16 protein-coding genes are annotated in these 16137 nt (G+C 40.9%); 10 read left to right on the forward strand and 6 right to left on the reverse strand.

The window, feature by feature from the left end; all coding sequences use genetic code 11:
* The first annotated feature begins 15 nt into the window (after positions 1–15).
* From ACFSVN_RS05545 to ACFSVN_RS05555, 3 genes are all read left to right on the forward strand, one after another.
* Positions 16–363: a four helix bundle protein gene (locus ACFSVN_RS05545; RefSeq protein ID WP_390299803.1), complete on the forward strand. Its 348-nt coding sequence runs from the start codon at positions 16–18 to the stop codon at positions 361–363.
* Between the two features lie 33 nt (positions 364–396).
* The gene (locus ACFSVN_RS05550) at positions 397–1575 is read left to right on the forward strand and encodes a thiolase family protein (protein ID WP_390299806.1); all 1179 of its coding nucleotides are present in this window, start codon (positions 397–399) and stop codon (positions 1573–1575) included.
* Positions 1576–1653: 78 nt separating this feature from the next.
* A complete protein-coding gene (locus tag ACFSVN_RS05555) occupies positions 1654–2508 on the forward strand; it encodes an SDR family oxidoreductase (RefSeq protein ID WP_390299809.1) in 855 nt (284 codons plus the stop codon).
* Positions 2509–2514: 6 nt separating this feature from the next.
* On the opposite strand, the gene ACFSVN_RS05560 is transcribed toward ACFSVN_RS05555, so the two are convergent.
* The 6 genes from ACFSVN_RS05560 to ACFSVN_RS05585 form a co-directional block, all read right to left on the reverse strand.
* The gene (locus ACFSVN_RS05560) at positions 2515–2670 is read right to left on the reverse strand and encodes a hypothetical protein (protein ID WP_390299812.1); all 156 of its coding nucleotides are present in this window, start codon (positions 2668–2670) and stop codon (positions 2515–2517) included.
* Between the two features lie 62 nt (positions 2671–2732).
* A complete protein-coding gene (locus ACFSVN_RS05565) occupies positions 2733–3083 on the reverse strand; it encodes a hypothetical protein (protein WP_390299815.1) in 351 nt (116 codons plus the stop codon).
* 98 nt (positions 3084–3181) lie between these two features.
* Entirely contained in the window at positions 3182–4036 is an 855-nt protein-coding gene (locus tag ACFSVN_RS05570) for a Gfo/Idh/MocA family oxidoreductase (RefSeq protein ID WP_390299818.1), read from the reverse strand.
* A 63-nt stretch (positions 4037–4099) separates the two neighbouring features.
* Positions 4100–4282: a PspC domain-containing protein gene (locus ACFSVN_RS05575; RefSeq protein ID WP_290876372.1), complete on the reverse strand. Its 183-nt coding sequence runs from the start codon at positions 4280–4282 to the stop codon at positions 4100–4102.
* A 127-nt stretch (positions 4283–4409) separates the two neighbouring features.
* Complete coding sequence (locus ACFSVN_RS05580; protein WP_390299821.1) at positions 4410–6218, reverse strand: TonB family protein; 1809 nt, start codon at positions 6216–6218, stop codon at positions 4410–4412.
* A gap of 1 nt (position 6219) precedes the next feature.
* On the reverse strand, positions 6220–6597 hold the full coding sequence (locus ACFSVN_RS05585; RefSeq protein ID WP_390299824.1) for a BlaI/MecI/CopY family transcriptional regulator: 378 nt from the start codon (positions 6595–6597) through the stop codon (positions 6220–6222).
* Between the two features lie 110 nt (positions 6598–6707).
* Between ACFSVN_RS05585 and ACFSVN_RS05590 the strand changes: the two genes are divergently transcribed.
* From ACFSVN_RS05590 to ACFSVN_RS05620, 7 genes are all read left to right on the forward strand, one after another.
* A complete protein-coding gene (locus ACFSVN_RS05590) occupies positions 6708–8276 on the forward strand; it encodes a cryptochrome/photolyase family protein (RefSeq protein ID WP_390299827.1) in 1569 nt (522 codons plus the stop codon).
* 61 nt (positions 8277–8337) lie between these two features.
* Positions 8338–8496 carry a hypothetical protein gene (locus ACFSVN_RS05595; RefSeq protein WP_390299830.1) on the forward strand — a complete coding sequence of 53 codons (159 nt, stop codon included), beginning with the start codon at positions 8338–8340 and terminating at the stop codon, positions 8494–8496.
* Positions 8474–9025: a hypothetical protein gene (locus ACFSVN_RS05600; RefSeq protein WP_390299833.1), complete on the forward strand. Its 552-nt coding sequence runs from the start codon at positions 8474–8476 to the stop codon at positions 9023–9025. The genes ACFSVN_RS05595 and ACFSVN_RS05600 overlap by 23 nt, the downstream gene beginning before the upstream one ends.
* Positions 9009–9713 (forward strand): hypothetical protein, encoded by a 705-nt coding sequence (locus ACFSVN_RS05605; protein ID WP_390299835.1) that lies wholly within the window; start codon positions 9009–9011, stop codon positions 9711–9713. Before ACFSVN_RS05600 ends, ACFSVN_RS05605 begins: the two co-directional genes overlap by 17 nt.
* 42 nt (positions 9714–9755) lie before the next feature.
* The gene (locus tag ACFSVN_RS05610) at positions 9756–11234 is read left to right on the forward strand and encodes a hypothetical protein (protein WP_390299838.1); all 1479 of its coding nucleotides are present in this window, start codon (positions 9756–9758) and stop codon (positions 11232–11234) included.
* 124 nt (positions 11235–11358) lie between these two features.
* The gene (locus tag ACFSVN_RS05615; protein WP_390299841.1) at positions 11359–12735 is read left to right on the forward strand and encodes a replication-associated recombination protein A; all 1377 of its coding nucleotides are present in this window, start codon (positions 11359–11361) and stop codon (positions 12733–12735) included.
* A gap of 291 nt (positions 12736–13026) precedes the next feature.
* On the forward strand, positions 13027–16128 hold the full coding sequence (locus tag ACFSVN_RS05620) for a SusC/RagA family TonB-linked outer membrane protein (protein ID WP_390299844.1): 3102 nt from the start codon (positions 13027–13029) through the stop codon (positions 16126–16128).
* The last annotated feature ends 9 nt before the right edge of the window (positions 16129–16137 follow it).

The following is a 16137-nucleotide window of genomic DNA, read 5'->3' on the forward strand; positions in this document are numbered from 1 at the left end:
AGAAATGAGTTTGTAATGAATAAATATAAAAATTTAGAGATTTGGCAAAGATCTGTAGCATTGGCTACGGAAGTTTATTCAGCAACAAAATCATTTCCAAAAGAAGAGAAGTATGGAATTACTTCCCAGATAAGAAGATGCTCTGTATCTGTTCCTTCAAATATTGCTGAGGGGGCAGGAAGAGGAAGTAAAAAAGAATTTAAACGATTTCTGAATATTGCATATGGCTCTATTTATGAATTAGAAACTCAATTGTTGATCTCCAGAAATTTAGATTATTTAAATGAGCAAACGCATAAAAAATTGTCAGAAGAAATTGATCAAATTCAAAAAATGATCTATTCATTCTCGAAGAAATTGTAACTCAAACCTCATTACTCAAAACTCAATACTATTATGAGAGAAGCTTATATAGTTGCAGCAGCACGAACCGCTTGTGGGAAAGCTAATAAAGGATCGCTTCGGTTTACCCGCCCTGATTCAATGGGAGGAGCCGTGGTTAAAGACCTTTTGAAAAGAACAAATGGATTGGAAGCCGATAAGGTTGAGGATGTCATTATGGGGTGTGCATTCCCTGAGGCGTCTCAAGGATTGAATGTAGCGCGCCAAATTGCACTCTTGGGTGGATTGCCTGACTCGGTGCCCGGCGTGACTGTAAACCGCTTTTGTTCTTCAGGGTTGCAAACCATTGCAATGGCGGCTGAGCGCATTATGGCAGGCGGAGCAGATGTGATCATTGCCGGAGGAGTGGAGTCTATGAGTTTAGTACCTATGGGGGGAATGTCTGTTCAGCCGAATCCTGACTTGGTTGATAACAAACCCGGTGTTTATGTGAGTATGGGAATTACTGCAGAGAATGTAGCTGATAAATACGATGTAGGTCGGAAAGATCAGGATGAATTTGCATATCGAAGTCACCAGCGAGCGATCAATGCCTGGAAGGAAGGTAAGTTCGATGAGCAGATAACCCCGGTTGAAGTGAATGAAAAGAAAGTAACCGCTGATGGTGAAGTAGTTGAAAACTCATTTACCTTCAAACAAGATGAAGGTCCGCGGGCAGATACTTCGGTTGAAGCCTTGTCCGGATTACGTCCGGTGTTTAAGAACGGTGGTAGTGTTACAGCCGGAAATTCTTCGCAGATGAATGACGCTGCTGCAGGTGTTGTAGTCATGAGCGGTGAGATGGTGAAAAAACTTGGCCTGGAACCCATGGCTCGATATGTCGGATTCCAAGTGGCGGGAGTTGCCCCTGAAATTATGGGTATTGGCCCAATTGAAGCTGTTCCAAAAGTCCTGAGTAAAGCAGGATTGACATTATCGGATATTGATCTCATTGAGCTTAATGAAGCTTTTGCTTCACAATCTTTGGCTGTGATCCGGAAACTGGGATTAGACGAACAGATCACCAATGTAAATGGAGGGGCGATCGCTATGGGGCATCCCCTGGGCTGTACCGGTGCAAAACTTACCACACAGATCTTATATGAAATGAAAACCCGTAAATCCAAATATGGATTGGTAACAATGTGTATCGGTGGAGGAATGGGTGCCGCAGGAATATTTGAAAATCTTTAATTGGGATGACAATTGACGAAAGACCAGTCACAATAGTCTGTGGTCAGTCGTCTTTGTCTTCCGTCATCAGGAAAAATTATGTTCAAAGAAGACACGCTATCAGGTAAAACTATACTAATAACCGGCGGTGGAAGTGGATTAGGTTTAGCCATGGCCAAAGCTTTTGCACATACCGGCGCCGATATTGCCATTTGTGGAAGAACTGAAGAAAAGCTTGAGAAAGCGGTAAAGGAGATCGAGAAAGAAAGAGATGGAGCTGTAGCCCGATACTATCAATGTGATGTCAGGGATTATGATGGAGTAACATCAATGTTTGAACAAATAATTGATGATTTTGGATCTTTGGAGGGTTTGGTAAATAATGCGGCAGGAAATTTTTTATCCGCCTCGGAAGATCTTAGCCCGGGTGGTTTTAAAGCCATCATAGATATTGTGCTTCACGGAAGCTTCAATTGTACCCATGTTTTTGGCAACTACCTGATCGATAATAAGAAAGAAGGCAATATCCTCAATATGGTAACAACCTATGCGGAAGGAACAGGTTGTGCGTTTGTGTTACCATCTGCTTGCGGAAAGGCCGGAGTTTTGGCCATGACCAGGTCGCTTGCCTTTGAATGGGCGGAATATGGTATTCGATTGAATGCAATAGCTCCGGGACCATTCCCAACTGAGGGTGCTTGGTCAAGGTTAGTTCCTAAAAAGGTTATGGAAAAGAAGTTTATTGAAAAGATTCCCTTAAAAAGAGTTGGCGAACCCGAAGAGCTTGCCAATCTTGCAGTATTTTTAATGTCTGATCTTTCCTCGTATATGACCGGTGAATGCGTGGTCATTGATGGAGGTGAAAGGCTTCAGGCAGGTCAGTTTAATTTTATCGACGGGTTAATGTCGCGAAGTAAACTGAAAAAGTTATTCAAAGCCATGAAGGCTAAGTAGCTATCTTTAAGAGATCAAGAATCCTACCATCATTGCGGTAGCGATAATTACGTAATAGAAACGTTTCACATTTCTGTCAGGCTTATTTAGCCCAAAGATGTTCTTAAAGATGTAGTGATCAAATCCTAATTTGTAATATTTTTCATATAATTTTGCTCTCATAGTGGCACCTCCTATTTTTTGGTGCTTTTTTTGTGTTCGCAGATCGTGGTCAGTTCTCTCGCTTATTGTTTTTTGGCAACAAGCTGTTGTTTGTCAACACTGACTAACATTCCGTCAATAATTGTTTCTACGGATAATTGCTCTCCCTTGTCAAAAGTGGAACGAGTGGTTACCTTATTTGAATTCAGGGCAAACAATGTCCATGTCCCGTGTGGTTTTAATGACTCTCCATCTCTCCAATATTGACCTTTCTGCACCACATTTCCTTCTTTATCCAAAAACTGAACATCGTAAATATTGGCATCAACTTTAGTCAATATTCGCTGATGTTTCTCATTGGTGATAGTTTGCTGTGCAAAAAGTCCGGTTGTTAAAACCAGTGCAAATAAAATTGTTGAGATAAATGTTTTCATAATATTTCTCCATGTTTGGACTACCCCAATGTTAAGGAATTGTTAAGAGAAAGTAAATGAATTGTTAATTAAAAGTTAACATTAAGTTAACATTGCGCTCAACGGAACTGTGAGAGCCGTTTTTGCAACTGATCTATTTGTAATGAAAGTTGGTAGGCATCGTAGGAGTTATAGGAAGTTTCCCGGTTCATTTGTACAGATTTCAGAAACATGAGTGCTGCTTTTTCTGCAGATTTTGCCGGATCAAAACCATGTTTTTCAAAAAACAGATGATCTCCGGAGTTAAGCCGTCCTATTCTGATCTCCTGGGTAGGTACGTTACATTCCAAAATTTCCTGGCGGTTAGAGGCAATACGTTGATGGTTATTTTCGGATGCGCCCGTATATATATTAATGTTAGCTGTAGCTCCATTTTCAAAACGAAGGAATATTTGAATGGCCACGGGATGTGTGTCCTGAAGATAAACTTGTTTTGCTTCCGCATGATGAATGCCGCTATCCATCCACTTCATACAAAGTCCGAGTTCATCGATCCAGAAGTGACGGAATTCATCTTCTGAATTCATGAATTGTGTATAATTGATTGCTCTCCGTATGCTTAAGAATGAAGGCCGGTGTATGCGATCCATCATCCATTGAGTAGCAGGGGCTAAGGTCGGCCAGTGAGAAAATTGAACATGAACCCCTGCTTCCTTCGTAGCACGGTATATCTTCTCTAATTTAGCTGTATCGGTAGGCTGCTTGGAGATAAGGAAGCAATTCAATCCCTGACGAATACCCTCCAATAAAATATCCAGGTTTTGATCGGATTCATCGACAAGGAAACAAGCATCCACTTCACCAACTTCTTGTATGTGAGGGCAAAGCTCTACTTCGCGAACAATCTGATGAGGCCGAAGATGTTGTTCCCAGGCTACAGCACGTTTCGCATCTCCTACAATTCCAACTTTCATAAGCTAACCATGATTGATTGGAGCTCAAGATGCTAAGGAGCGATGAATTTTACAAGAGTAGCCTTAGTCAGGCATTACAATAGCTAATATAAAATAAGCAAGTACAGCCGTTCCAAAACTTGAAACAAGGATCAATGCAAAAATAATACGAACCAGGGTAGCATCCCATCCAAGATATTCGGCAAAGCCTCCGCAAACGCCTGCAAGCATTTTGTCGGTACGTGATTTTCTGAGTTTAGCTGGCATGATGATAGAATTAGTTTGATTATAATCTACCGTGTTGGTACGCCATATAAAAACAGATGTTGCAAAAAAGTTCAATAAAAAAGCGAAGCCCTTAAAGCTTCGCTTTTGAATAGGTAAGGATTCTGATTTAATTGTTTTCCTCAGGAGGAGGTGGGGGTGTTGATTCGGTTGAGCTATAATTTGAATCTTCAAGTCTGAAATTGATTGACATAGCATATTGAACTCTCACGGCCTTACCCCGTTGAATTCCCGGTTCAAATTTCGATTGCTGAACCACCCTTAGTGCCTCCTCATCGGCACCGCCGCCAATTCCGCGAACTACCCGGGCATTTTCTACATCCCCATTTTCATTCACAATGAACTGAACAGTTACGCGGCCTTCAATACCGGCTCGGCGTGCCATTTGAGGATATTCTAATTTTGCATGAAGGCCAGCCATACCGCCAATGAGTTTGGGCATTTCTTCGACCACTACAAAGTAATCTCCAAGGTCTTCATCAAATCCTTTTGTTGGTGCGGCTGGAGGTCTTGGAGGCATTGGGGCATTGGCATTTTCATTAGCAAAAAGCATAGGTCCAAAAGTGTTAGAAGCTCTTTCCAATGGGGGAACATGTTTAACCCATAGTGAAGAATTGGAAATGCCTGACAAGATTTCTGATGAAGAATTTAACTCTACATTCAGTTCATTGATCTTAAAGGAAATTTTATTCCCGGCAATTTTACCTGTTTTAATTGCTCCATCAAACTGTCGCGGTGCTATATTAAAGGCCCCATATTCTCCAGTCATGATTATTATTGATCCGAGGCCTCCGGCTGAGACGTTCTTTAAATTTTTATCATCCAAAGGAACTCCATTTACAGAAAGTTTTGCATCCTGAATGATAATTTGAGTGTTTTCTAGTTCTTCGTTAGATACATCTTCAGTCCCGCGTAAATCCGAGCAGGCAATGGGGAGGGTAATTCCAACGATCATCAGCAATAAGAAAGCGATGCTTTGCCGGAATGACGCTTTATGTAGTTTGTGATATTTCATGGTCTTGATCCGTTTTTTTAAGGTTGAGTTTTTGACCGCCATACTCACTGACAACCTTCCTACACCGTTGTTAAGCGGAACTAATTCATACAAGAGATTGGCGTAGGATTTTATGGAGAAGTCGGATCTGGAAAGTACTTCCTGGTCACAGGAAATTTCACGATAAGTATCAATTTCTTTATTACCATAACGGATGAGAGGATGAAACCAGAATAAGGACTCGATCATAGCCAGGGCAAGTTGCAATAGGTAATCACCCCGCTTGATGTGAGTAAGCTCATGCTGTAATGCCATTTCAAGTTTCTCGGGTTCATTCTGTAAGATCTTAGGAAGCACTATGATGGGGTGTTTCCACCCAAAGGTAAAAGGAACCAGCGGGTGATCATGAAAAGCGAGTTTTACAGAAGACATGCCGGGTAGGATGTGGGCTGAGATCTCCTGAGCATCCTTAACGTTAAGTTTCTTGTATAATGATTTAAGAGCTGTATAACTACGTATCAATCGCACAATCATACCAATTGAAATAAACGCTATAAGCAGTGTGCCCAGGCCGATAAGTAATGCCGGTTCCATCCAGTTAATGGCTACCGTTTCGGCTCCTGAATTACTTCCTCCTGGTACTATCTCAATAGGATTCTGAACCACAAAAAAAGCCGTTTCAATATTAGAAGAAGAAAACCAATTTGGGATGCTACTCATAATTGCAGATACTCCGATCCCAAAGGGTAACGAAAGCAATGCTGCAGTTCGAAGATGATAATGGAATAAAGGATTCATTCGCTCCCGGTTTCTCAAGACAAGAAAAGCGATTGTACAACAGATGGTCCATACCATAATGGGAAACCAAAATACATCAAGGCTCAGGTTCCCAATTTCTTTCAAATAGTAAATGATTTCGTACATTTCATTCCTCCATATTATCGATCATATTTCGTAATTCCTTCAGCTCGTCTTCGCTGATGTTCTCGCCCTTGACCAATGTCTGTACGAGGGCTGAGGTTGATCCCTTAAATACTTTGTCTATCAGTCCTGATACCAAACTGGACTGCACTTCCTGAGGATCTTTGCGGGCACTGTACACAAAAGTATTTCCGTCTTTGTAATACTTTAAGTACCCCTTGTCATTCAAATTCTTCATAATAGTCATGACCGTGGTATAGGCAACTTTGCGCTCTTTCAGGATGCGCTCTTTAACCTGGGCTACTGTGGCTTCACCTAATTCCCACACGTGGTGCAGGATTTCCATTTCCGATTCTCCAAGTGGTGTCAGTGATTTTCTCATAATAAAGCTGAATTAGTTGGTACTAATATAATAGTATTAAATTAAAAACCAAGAAAATATTTTGATATGGTCACAGGAACGCTTCTTTGTTGAAAATTCATTTCATAGATATGAGTAAAAAGACTTTTCTATCACATATCGAGGACAAAATTTCTAAACCAAGTTTGAATGAACATGAAAATGCCGTATTCATTTTACATGATCAGTTGAACCTTGATGCCTGGCCAAGCCGGGTCCGGGAAGAAAAACCCCTGCTCATTTTTATTGAATCAGCTGCCAAGGGAAATGCTCTTCCATATCATAAAAAGAAACTGGTATATCTGCTCAGCAGTATGCGTCATTTTGCTCTTGAATGTGCAGAAGCGGGATTCCCGGTTCATTATCATTCCACGCAAAACCATTATGATCATGTTTTAAAGGATCTTTTGTCCGTAAATGGGGATCTTAACCTGACTTTTATGACTCCATCCGAATGGGATTCTAGGGAGCGACTTAGAAAAGTCAGGACTGAGTATGAAGGCCGGGTAGAAGAAATCTCGAATAATTTTTTCTTTGCAAATCCTGAAGAATACAAAGATCGCGTGAAAGACGGCTGGCTGATGGAGTATTTCTATCGTGAAATGCGACGAAAGACCGGATACTTGATGAATGGGGAAAACCCTGAAGGGGGAGAGTGGAATTATGATGACAAGAATAGGGAGAAGCTTCCCGAAGGATATCCCGTTCCGGCCATTGCAGAAACCAAGCCGGATGAGATCACCAAAGAAGTGATAGAAATGGTGGAAGAATGGTTTCCTGATCATTTCGGCAAGAGTGAAATCTTTACGTATGCTGTAACTCGAAGACAAGCTTTATATCGACTTAATGAATTTATTGAAGAGCGCTTGGATGAATTTGGTCCATATGAAGATGCTATGGTGCAGGGGAAATATGATCTATTTCATTCCCAACTATCTGTTTACTTGAATAATGGTTTGATTCTCCCCAAGGAGGCCTGCGATAAAGCAGTAGAAGCGTACGAAAATGATAATGCCCGACTCAATTCTGTGGAAGGGTTTATAAGGCAGATCATTGGTTGGCGAGAGTATGTTCGGGTGTATTATGAAGCCATGATGCCGGATGTTCGTGAAGTCAATCACTTTAATTTCACCAAAAAGCTACCGGAGATGTATTGGTCGGGGCAGACGAAGATGAACTGCATGAGTGAATGCCTGAAACCCGTGATCGATGACGGATATTCGCATCATATTCAAAGGCTGATGGTATTGAGTAATTTCAGCAATCTTACTGAGATCGATCCGAGGGAATTGAATGATTGGTTTCATTTTGCTTATGTGGATGCGTATGAATGGGTTGTTTTGCCCAATGTGCTGGGGATGTCCACCTTTGCAGATGGCGGGGTGTTGGCATCAAAACCTTATGTGAGCAGCGGTAATTACATCAACAAAATGAGTAATTACTGCAAACATTGTGACTACAAGATCAGCAAAAAGACCGGAGAAGACGCCTGTCCGTTTAACTATCTATACTGGAATTTCATTGATAAACAGCGGGAGACTTTCAGCCAAAACGGCCGGGCAAATTTTATGGTGAATATGTTTGATAAGAAGAGCGAGGAGGATAAAAAAGCTATCCTGAACAGTTCGGATATGTTTATCAAGACTTTGGAGACTATGTGATTGTTTGCTTTAAATAAAGAATTTGCTCTTATTCTGTAAAACAGAACTAAAAAATTGTTTTATGGACAGAGAAACAAAGCTGTTGATCGGGGGATTAGTTATTGCCGGTATCGGCTTCTTTATTCCGCTTTATTCCGCTTTATTTCGGGAAGGTTTGGATCGCTTTATTTATTGCTTTGCTAACCGGGGTGATTTTCATGGGGCGCCTGTTAAGTCTTAGCGAAGATAAATTTGAATCCGTTTGGTCTTATCGTACAATTTACGGCTTGGTGGCATTAATTGTTCTTTTCAATGCCATAGCATTTGCACATCATTATGCGAATAAAGATTTTCAGCTTAATACACTGCTTGAGATTCGAAAGACCATTGATGTAGGAACAACCAAAGCAGATGTTCAAGAGAAGTTGGTTTATGTGTTGGCACAATATCATCAGAACGAAAGGGAGTCCGTTGTGGAAACTTTTCGGGATTATATGTCTGAACAACTTGGGGAAGAGGGAATATATATCTCAGATTTTGACCTAAGAAAATCTGATCTGGAAGATTCAAGTGTTAAACAGGATTCAGAGGATAACATTAACCACTTCTATGAAATTGATGAGGAAAATGATGCAATCAGAATAATTGTAGTTTCTGAAGTTTCATTGGGTGATGATCCTGATTACGAAAACTACGACGGTCTACTAGGTCAGTTTGAAATGGAATTTATATTAAATGAAGAGGGGGTGCGATATGAAGTTCTCAATTAGAAGAATAAACGAATGGCTGATCGTGCTTGGCATTGTGATTCTGTTGCCTATGTCTTTTATGTATGTTCAGCAAGATCTGGATCTATTACCACAAGACAGTCACTATCTATTTAACATGCATCCTTCTACAAGCATTTTGGCAGTCAGTACACTGGATGCAATAGCAATTTTTAGAGGTGAAGAGCCGCAGGGTTATTCCACAAATTGGTACACGGTTTCCATGTACTTCAACGTAGTGCTTTATCTTATGATCGGCCCTTTTTTATTGTATAAGGGTTTTAAACGATCCAAAGATTATGAAAATAGAACGAAACCCTGGTATTGGTATATTGGAGGAGCTATATGTATGGGTGTTTTATTCATGGCACCAGTTGAGCTGATGCACCTGAAGGTATTTGAAAACACTAAGGAAAGTGCAACTATAAGTAGGGAAAAAGATCTGCTGCGGTTGGAGTTGGCGAAAGTAGGATTCGCTACAGCTCAGCATGAGATCGTTGAAAACGGAATAAATGATACTTTCAGAGTCGAAGACCTTCAGTTGAATGATATCAAATATAGTTATTCTGTTGAGGGAACTCCTTCTGATACGCTGATAATAATAGCTGCATCAGATCCGGAGATCTCAAATCATAAATTTTGGATGGAAGTAAGACCTTACAATAAAGGTGTACTAAAAATTCGGAATTAGTTGTATTTCAAATTGGTTTGCTGAAGAAGAAAACAAACCATTATGAAAAACATCAATAGCTACCGAAAGTTTAAGCGAAACGATAAAGAGGTAAATCCGGATGGGGAATATATTCTCTACTGGATGCAGATCAACCGGCGCCTTCAGTACAATTATGCATTGGAATATGCCGTTGCGCTTGCCAATAAATACGATAAACCCCTGCTGATCTACGAAAGTGTAATGGTGAACTACCCATGGGCCAGCGACAGGTTTCATGCCTTTTTACTGGAAGGTATGAAGGAGCATTTGCATGAATTGAAAGATACAGATGTAAATCACTATTGTTACGCTGAACAGGAAGCCGGTACAGTGGAGCAATCATTCTATGATTTGGCAGAAAATGCTGTGGCTGTTGTTGCTGATGAGTATCCGGTCTATATCATTCGGGAAAACAACGAGATAATGGCGGATGAAATTGATGTTTTATACATCTCTGTCGACTCAAATGGGATCATTCCGCTGGGCATCACCGATAAAGATCCTTATTCAGCTTATCTGTTCCGAAAGGTGATGCAAAAGCATTTCCTGGAAGCCTACACCCATCCACCAAAAAAAGATCCAATAGACGATCTTGAAAATCATAAAAAAACCAAATTGCCAGATGGCTTTGAAGAAAAATACCCCAGAGCGGATAAGATATTAGAGGATATACCCGGATTTATCTCAGAATTGGATATTGATCACGAGATCGGCATCACTGAAAAAAAAGGAACTCGGCAATATGCACTTGGGAAACTTGGTGATTTCATAGCACATGGATTGAGCCGGTATGACGAAGAACGAAACGATCCCGATGCAGATGCGGCAAGTGGATTGAGCCCATGGCTGCATTTTGGATTGATCAGTGAATATGAGATCGTTAAAGCGGTATTGGATCATCAGCCGAAAGGTTGGGATCTGGATGACATTACCCCAAACAACGGGAAAAACTCAGGCTTCTTCAATGGAGACCCAAATGTGGAAAGTTTCCTGGATGAAGTGATCACCTGGCGTGAGGTGGGGTTTCATTTCGCTCATCACCGGCCGGATTATGATCAGTTTGAAAGTTTACCTGATTGGGTTCTGAAGACACTAAGCAAGCATCAGGATGATGAACGGGAATGGGTGTATGAGCTGGAAGAATTTGCTCAGTCCAAAACCCATGATGAAATCTGGAATGCAGCCCAAACCCAGCTTCGGCAAACAGGGATCATGCAGAATTATCTGCGAATGCTTTGGGGAAAGAAGATCATAGAGTGGACCAAAGATTATAGGACCGCTCTGGATTATATGATCGAATTGAATAACCGTTATGCATTAGATGGGCGAGATCCCAATAGCTATTCAGGAATTTTCTGGTGTTTTGGGCGGTTCGATCGTGCCTGGCAAGAACGCCCCATCTATGGAAAACTGCGCTACATGACGAGCGACTCAACCCGCAAAAAATTAAAACTGGATCGGTATCTGGATAAATATGGGAGTCAGAAGTCGTTGTTGTAGTAAGAACTCAGAACTCAGAATTCAGTAGCATGAAATCCGGGTTCTGACTAATGAATTCCGAATACTTCTTTCCTTTAAAACACATATCTTACATATACTTTTCAATCATTCTGAAAACCCTTTCATGGATCTGTTCGAAGAAAAAAAATCCGGTGCTTCACAATCTTTATCACAGAAAGATAATCCACAGTACAGCGAGCCTTTAGCAACCCGAATGCGCCCGCAGTCACTGGACGAATTTGCCGGGCAAGAACATTTGGTAGGAGAGGGGAAAATGTTACAGCGAATGATTGAGAGTGGGATCATCGGTTCGCTCATTTTTTATGGTCCGCCAAGTTCAGGGAAGACTACTTTGGCACATGTGATCTCGAGAGAAATTAAAGCACAGTTCGAAGTCATTAATGCGGTATTGGATGGGATCAAAGAGTTAAGAAATGTAGTAGACAAGGCTGAAAAGCTTAGGAAACTGAACGGGCGAAAAACCATTCTTTTTGTGGATGAAATTCACCGCTGGAACAAAGCTCAGCAGGATGCACTTTTACCTCACTTAGAATCTGGTATTATCACTTTGGTGGGTGCTACGACAGAAAACCCGTTTTATTCATTGGTAAATCCGTTGCTTTCCAGGTGTCAGCTTTTTGAACTTCACCCCTTAACCATGGATGAAGTGAAACTAATGCTGAATCGAGCGCTGGAAGATGAAGAAAGAGGGCTCGGAAAAAATGATATTGAGGTGACAGAAGATGCCTTCAACCACCTTGCAGAAATGGCCGGTGGGGACATCCGAAATGCATTGAATGCGCTGGAGGTTGCCGTACTTTCAAGCAAACCTGATGAGGATGGAAAGATCACTATTGACCTTAGTGTTGCCAAAGAAAGTATTCAGCGGAGAAATATACGCTATGACAGAACCGGGGATGAGCATTATCACTATGCCTCAGCTTTTATCAAATCAATGCGAGGCTCCGATCCTGATGCCGCTTTGTACTGGATGAATGCGATGTTGGAAGGCGGGGATGATCCGAATTTCATATTCAGGCGATTACTCATCTTTGCCAGTGAAGATGTTGGATTGGCTGAGCCAAACGCTATAACCATTGTGAATTCCTGTCAGGAAGCATTTATGAAATGTGGGATGCCGGAAGGAATGTATTTTTTATCCCATGCTTGTCTGTATCTGAGTACTTGTCCTAAGAGTAACAGCACAAAAGCGATTTTTGAAGTGAATAGGGAGATCAGTGATCGGGGCGTGAAGGATATCCCCCCTTATCTTAAAGACAAAACGGCAAACAAGTTGGGAGCTAAACATCTTGGGGTTGAAAATGCCTCTGATGAATATAAGTACCCACATGATCATCCTAATAATTGGGTTGATCAGCAGTATTTGCCGGAATCTTTAAAAAATAAGAAATGGTATAAAGCGGGTAATCAGGGGAGAGAAGCATTGCTCTGGAAAAAGTGGCAGGAGATCAAGAAAAGCAAAGGAGAAACAGATAGTTAGGTGTCGGCATTCGTTGATTTATAGATGAGTCTTGTCACATATCTTTAAATAGTTGGATTAAATAAATGCTATTGAAAGCTTTATTATTCAAGAAATTACTTCTCATTTAGAAAAATCAGTGAGGCTCTTTTATTTTTTAAAAAAAAAGTTTATTTAGAAATTTATAATGGTAAAGGAGTCAAGATAGATTATCATTTGCACTAACTTCAATTTTTTCAAATAAATAATGAGGTATATATGCAACGATTACTACTGTTTATATGTGTTCTTGGAACATTTCTTTTCACAATCTTGGGATCAGCCCAAGCACAACAACGTACTATTACAGGTACGGTAACGGAAGCGGAAACCAATGAACCCCTTCCAGGTGTTAACGTATTTGTCAATAATACAAACATAGGTACGTCTACAAACGAGAATGGGGGGTATTCTCTTTCAAGAGTACCTGCAGATGCTGACTCTTTGATTTTTTCATTTGTTGGTTTCCAGCGTTTAGCCGTATCTATTGGCAGCCGTTCTGAAATAAATGTAACACTTCAACCCACGATTCAGTCATTAAGTGATGTGGTGGTTACATCTTTTGGAATTGAGCAAGAGCGAAAAGAACTGGGATATTCTACCCAGCAAATCGACAGCGAAAACTTAACCGTCGGCAATCAAACAAATATGGTGAATGCTTTGAGTGGAAAAGTTTCAGGTGTAGAAATTACCAATACAGGAGGTGCTCCCGGACGGAGTTCCCGCATTGTAATACGTGGGGTAAACTCCTTGGATCCCGGCGCAAATAATCAGCCATTGTTTGTTGTTGATGGTGTGCCGATTGATAACTCTACCATTGAGTCTTCCGGAACACCTCGCGGAATGAGTAATCGTGCTGCAGACCTTAACCCAAATGATATAAAATCAGTAAATATTCTTAAAGGATCGGCCGCAACAGCACTTTACGGAGTAAGAGCTGCTAATGGTGCGGTGATTATTACGACAAAGAGAGGGCAAGCCGGTGAAACGCAGATCAATTTGAACAGTACCGTAGGGTTCGATCGTATTAATGCCTATCCTGAATTTCAGGAAGTTTACGGGCAAGGTTTTTCATTCCAGCATCAGCCGGAAAGTTTTTGGCCTAACTGGGGGGCAAAAATTGAAGATGTACGCGAAAATATTAATCCTGACTGGCAGTATTACGATATATGGCGTGATGCTGCACAAACAGGGGTACAGCTCGATAATTCAATAAATGTATCCGGTGGTAATGAAAACGCAACTTACTATGCATCAGTTTCAAACCTTCAGCATGAAGGTGTACTGCCTTATGGAAATTGGGACAGGACGTCAGTAAGATTATCCGGAGACATTTCTCCCCGAGAAAACCTCACGGTTCGAGCATCAGCAAATTATATAAATTCCGGCGGAAATCGTGTTTTAGGTGATCGTTTCATGGAATCCATGATGTATTGGGCTCCAACCAAGGATGTTACCAATTTTGAAAAAGAAAATGGTACCATGCGTGGTTATTATAATAATGAAGGTTCTGGGAATAACCCGATATATCAGGCTAAACATTGGACTTATGAAGATGATGTAAACCGAATGGTGGGAAATGTGACTTTAAATTACAATCCTACAGAATGGTTTAATGTACTATATACACTTGGATCAGATTATTATAGTGATCAGCGTACCGAAATTATTCCCGGTCCCAGAGGAGTGGAGAATGAAAATGTAGTAAGCAGTACAGGTGCAATAGAAGAAACCCGCATAAACAGCCGTGACCTTAATTCAACATTGAATCTTACTTTTAGAAAGGATGTGACGGAAAAAGTAAGTACCAGGCTTCGTGTAGGTAACGACATATTTGATAGAAGCTTTAATAATGTAGTTTCTACTGGAAGTGATTTTGTAACCCCGCTTTTCTATCATCTGAGTAACGTAAGGGACATCTCCTTAAGTCAGACTATTCGTCAGCGTCGTCTTATAGGTGCTTATGGTGACTTGATGATTGATTATGATAATTTCCTTTATTTAAACCTGACAGGCCGTAACGATTGGTCATCAACTTTACCGGAAGATAACCGATCCTTCTTTTACCCATCCGCAAATATTGGGTTTACCTTCAGTGACATAATGGATCTCCCGGATTATGTTACTTACGGAAAATTGAGAACTTCTTATTCTGTGGTAGGTAAAGATGCTCCCGTTTATGCAACAAGTAATACTTATAACACCCCTAGCCAATTTCCTTTAGGTGGTCAGGTAGGCTTTACTCGTTCTAATATTCGGGGTAGTGCTGACCTTAAACCGGAACAAACAACGACTCTTGAATTAGGTACTGATTTAAGGTTTTTGGATAATAGACTTAGATTTGACTTTACCTGGTATAAATCAAACAGTAGAGACCAAATATTTGATGTGCCAATTTCTAATGCAACCGGATATACCCGAATAATTACTAATGCCGGTGAAATTGAAAACAAAGGAATTGAGTTACAAATAGAAGGTCGACCTGTACAGACACGTGATTTTGTTTGGGATGTGGCAGTTAACTACAGTCAAAACAGAAGTGAAGTGGTTGAAATAGCAGAAGGCATTAATCAGATTTTACTGGGTTCCTCATATGGTTATGCCGGTAGTTCTGCTTCAATTCAACTTACCGAAGGTGATCCATTTGGTAATATATATGGCCGAAGCTATGAGCGATATTATGAATCAGGTGAACCGGAAGACAATATTTATCTTGATGAAGATCGCCCAATCGTTATTGGCGATGATGGTTTCCCTGTAGTTAATACGGATCAGAAAGTATTAGGGAATACACAGCCAGACTGGATTGGAAGCATTCGAAACGATTTTTCCTACAAAAATTTCAATATTTCCTTTTTGATTGATGCCAAGTGGGGACAAGATGTTTATAGTCAGTATGATAACTTCTTTACTGCCTTTGGAATCACAAAAAATACTCTGAATAGAGAAGATTACCATGTTTTTGAAGGTGTTACCGCTGATGGTCAGCCAAATACTCAGGAGGTATGGCTTGGTCAGGGGTTAGACCCTGAAGGCCGGATTGATCCGGGAACAGGTTCAGTTAGAGATTATGGAGCAGGGTATCATCGAAATGTGAAGCGAGGCTCAACCGAAGAATTTGTTCTTGATGCTTCTTATATCAAGTTGCGAAATATTCGGTTAGCTTATTCATTGCCACAGGATCTAGTCACTGATTTAGGGCTTCGCAGGGTTACGCTGTCTACTACGGCCACTAATATTATACTTTATACTCCTTTTAGCGGGTTTGACCCCGAATCACGTGCCGGAGGTGCTTCAACTAACGCACAAGGCTTTACTGCATTGGACTACCCCGGCGTGGCCAGTTTCTTTTTCTCGGTTAACCTTTCTCTATAAACATAAAAC

It is taken from the genome of Gracilimonas halophila (genome assembly GCF_042684365.1).
In the GTDB taxonomy this organism is placed as follows: domain Bacteria; phylum Bacteroidota; class Rhodothermia; order Balneolales; family Balneolaceae; genus Gracilimonas; species Gracilimonas halophila.